Raw genomic sequence first — 3,612 nt, 5'->3', positions numbered from 1 at the left:
AATTGATTAAAGCGGGCTGTAAAAGCATCTGCAAATGCCCTGACACTATTTAGATCGGCCAAATCAAGCTGCATCAATTCAACATGAGCATTTTTATTTTCTATTAAAATCGCATCAATCGCAATTTGCCCCTTTTCAATGTTGCGAGCAGCCATAATGACATGCGCTCCCTTTTCAGCAAGAGTTTTAGCCGCCTCAAAACCAATGCCGCTGTTTGCTCCTGTAATAATTACTGTTTTACCCTCCAGATTTTCATTCAACAAAATAGTAACACCTCAATTTTTCATATTATCCTATAGTTTATCATGGCAGGCTTTTATGGTCTTCTTGGAGCTTGTCTATACAATTTATAAAAAAAGATTAGGGAACTGACTAACAGTGTGCTATACTGTGAATACCGTTTTCTTTATTGCTTCATTTCCCTGCTCTGTTAAAGAGCGGGGTTTTTTGTTTTATTTGAAAAAGTTTATTTGTGATTTGAATACAATAGCACAGTTTAATACAATCATGTGTAGAAAGAAAAGAACCAGTTCCAGATTAAATGGAGCTGGTTCTTTTCTCGTTCTATATACCCTTATAAGCGAGTCTGTAAATCTCAGCGAGCTCAGATACAAGTGGAAGTTTGGGATTGGCTGTTGTGCATTGATCTTCGAATGCCCGGTCTGCAAGTGTATCTACCTTTGCTTCAAATTCATCCTTGTCAACACCATTTGCTTCAATGCTCATTGGAATATCCATTTCCTTTGCGAGTTTGATGATCGCCTGCACAAGACTTTCTACACCTTCTTCTGTCGTGCGTGCTGGCAGTCCAAGGATTCTTGCGATGTCCGCATAGCGCTGATCCGCTACAAAGCTTTCGTATTTAGGGAAAGCAGTGAACTTCTTGGGCTTCGTTGCATTATAGCGAATGACATGTGGCAAAAGGATCGTATTGGAACGTCCATGTGCGATATGGAATTCTGCACCGAGCTTATGAGCCAGACTGTGATTGATGCCAAGGAATGCATTGGCAAAGGCCATCCCAGCAATCGTTGATGCATTGTGAACCTTCTCGCGGGCAACCTCATCATTGCCGTTTCGGTAAGCCCTAGGCAGGTATTCAAACACGAGCTGGATTGCCTTAATTGCCAAACCGTCCGTATAATCATTCGCCATACAACTGACATATGCTTCAATCGCATGTGTCAATACGTCCATACCAGTATCTGCGGTAATATGCTTCGGAACGGTCATGACAAATTGCGGGTCAACGATAGCTACGTCAGGTGTTAATTCGTAGTCAGCCAGCGGATATTTTATATTTGCCTTTTTATCCGTGATGACAGAGAAGGACGTTACTTCGGAACCAGTTCCTGAAGTAGTCGGAATCGCAACAAATTGAGCCTTTTGCCCAAGCTTAGGATATTTTACGACTCTCTTTCTGATATCGAGAAACTTCTGTTTCAGTCCATGGAATTCGGTTTCAGGGTGCTCATAGAACAGCCACATGCCCTTTGCAGCGTCCATCGCGGATCCGCCTCCGAGTGCGATGATGACGTCAGGCTGGAAGTTTGCCATCATTTCCGCACCCTTCATCACTGTTTCAATTGATGGATCCGGTTCAACTTCAGAAAAAATTTCACAGTGAACATAATCAGGTCGCTTCCTTAAGTGATAAAGCACTCTATCAACATAACCAAGCTTTACCATACCTGGATCCGTTACAATGAATGCCTTAGAAATATTCGGCATCTTCGTTAGATACTGGGTTGAATTTTTTTCAAAATAGATCTTTGATGGGACTTTAAACCACTGCATATTCACATTCCTTCTCGCTACTTTTTTGACATTGATCAAGTTGATTGCACCAACATTCGTGGATACAGAGTTTCCTCCATAAGTACCGCAGCCAAGAGTCAGGGATGGCAGATAGGAATTGTAAATATCCCCAATTGCACCCTGTGATGAAGGTGCGTTCACAATTACACGACCTGCTTTCATTTTTAGTCCGAATGCCTTAATGACTTCATCACTGCTTGTATGGATCACGGCAGAATGGCCTAACCCTCCAAATTCCAGCATCTCTTCAGCACGCTTTAAGCCTTCATCGGTGCTATTTACCTTGTAGCAAGCCAGAACAGGACTTAATTTTTCCCTTGATAGCGGGTACTGAGGGCCTACACCTTTCAATTCCGCAATCAGGATTTTTGTATCTTCAGGAACCGCAACTCCAGCCATCTGAGCGATTTTATACGCAGGCATTCCTACTATATCCGCGTTAACTGCACAGCTATGTTCATTGATTACAAGCTTCTCAACTTTTTCTCGTTCTTCATCGTTCAGAAAATGGCATTTGTTTGAAATCATTTCCTTTTTCACATCATTGTAAATTTCCTTATCAATAATCACAGCCTGTTCAGAAGCGCAAATCATACCATTATCGAATGTCTTTGATAAAATCAAATCATTGACCGCACGCCTTACATTTGCTGTTTTTTCAATATAACAAGGTACGTTTCCAGGCCCAACACCAAGAGCAGGCTTACCTGAACTGTATGCAGATTTAACCATTCCTGATCCGCCCGTTGCTAAAATAAGTGAGATTTTCGGGTGATTCATCAATGCCTGCGTTGCTTCTAAGGATGGCTTCTCAATCCATTGAATGCAATCTTCAGGAGCACCTGCTTTCACAGCGGCATCCCTTAAAATCCTCGCAGCTTCACTGCTGCATTTCTGCGCAGATGGATGGAAGGCAAAAATGATCGGGTTGCGCGTTTTAATTGAAATCAGCGCTTTGAACATCGTTGTTGAGGTTGGATTCGTTACCGGAGTTACCCCGGCAATTACACCTACAGGCTCCGCAATCGTTATCATGCCCTCATGTTCATTTTCTTCGATGATCCCCGCTGTTTTATCGTACTTAATATTGTGATACACATATTCTGTTGCGAACATATTTTTGATGATTTTATCTTCATATACACCTCGTTTGGTTTCTTCGACCGCCATTTTGGCAAGTTGCATATGTTGATCCAATCCTGCTAGCGCCATTTCCTTTACGATGATATCGATGCTTTCCTGTTTAAGCTCACGCATTTTCCCAAGAGCCTTAAGCCCCTTTTCCACCAGGCTATCTACCATATTAATTACTGGCTGCTGTTCCTTCATCACTTTTTCAGTTGTCGCCATTTTTATAACCTCCAATTAATTTTGTTTTGAATTAATATTGTCTGATTTGTGTGTTGGTGTGTTGTATGTAGCGATTGTCGATATGACCGTTTAGTAATCATTAGTTTGTGAAATATTTCACAAGTAGTTTTAAAAAATATATCACTCACAAACTGGATTTCTCGGAATTTTTTCAAATGATAAATCTGTGATGTATCTTGAACCACTTTTAACGATGATGACAAAATTAACTGTCCAGATGTATGCCGGGATGTTTTCATTCTCTATGAACATCATAGCTTCAAACTCATCACCCGCCAATTCTTCAAAAACCTCCTGCGTATATGTTTCAGTATCAGTCGAGAAAGGCTTAAATTCGCAATAAATCATCTTCACTCACTCCTTTTTCCTTTTCTAATTAAAGAATATCACATGAAAAGAATAATAGTTTGTGAAATATTGAAC

At 40.8% G+C, this 3,612-nt stretch carries 3 protein-coding genes; all 3 read right to left on the bottom strand.

Features of this window, described 5'->3' with window-relative positions:
- Positions 1 to 263, bottom strand: a 263-nt coding sequence (locus WB217_RS11600; RefSeq protein ID WP_423993384.1) for an SDR family NAD(P)-dependent oxidoreductase, incomplete at its 3' end; no start/stop codon positions are given.
- A gap of 301 nt (positions 264 to 564) precedes the next feature.
- On the bottom strand, positions 565 to 3,168 hold the full coding sequence (adhE, locus tag WB217_RS11595; protein WP_423993383.1) for a bifunctional acetaldehyde-CoA/alcohol dehydrogenase: 2,604 nt from the start codon (positions 3,166 to 3,168) through the stop codon (positions 565 to 567).
- A gap of 141 nt (positions 3,169 to 3,309) precedes the next feature.
- Positions 3,310 to 3,537, bottom strand: a complete 228-nt coding sequence (locus WB217_RS11590) for a hypothetical protein (protein WP_423993382.1) — start codon at positions 3,535 to 3,537, stop codon at positions 3,310 to 3,312.
- Positions 3,538 to 3,612: the final 75 nt, after the last annotated feature.

The organism is Mesobacillus sp. (assembly GCF_049588175.1).
Taxonomy (GTDB): Bacteria; Bacillota; Bacilli; order Bacillales; family Cytobacillaceae; genus Mesobacillus.
This window is presented reverse-complemented; position numbering and strand designations above follow the sequence as displayed.

Coding starts and splice junctions, on each gene's coding strand:
- adhE (WP_423993383.1), bottom strand. CDS start 3,168: ATGGCGACAACTGAAAAAGTGATGAAGGAACAGCAGCCAGTAATTAAT.
- WB217_RS11590 (WP_423993382.1), bottom strand. CDS start 3,537: ATGATTTATTGCGAATTTAAGCCTTTCTCGACTGATACTGAAACATAT.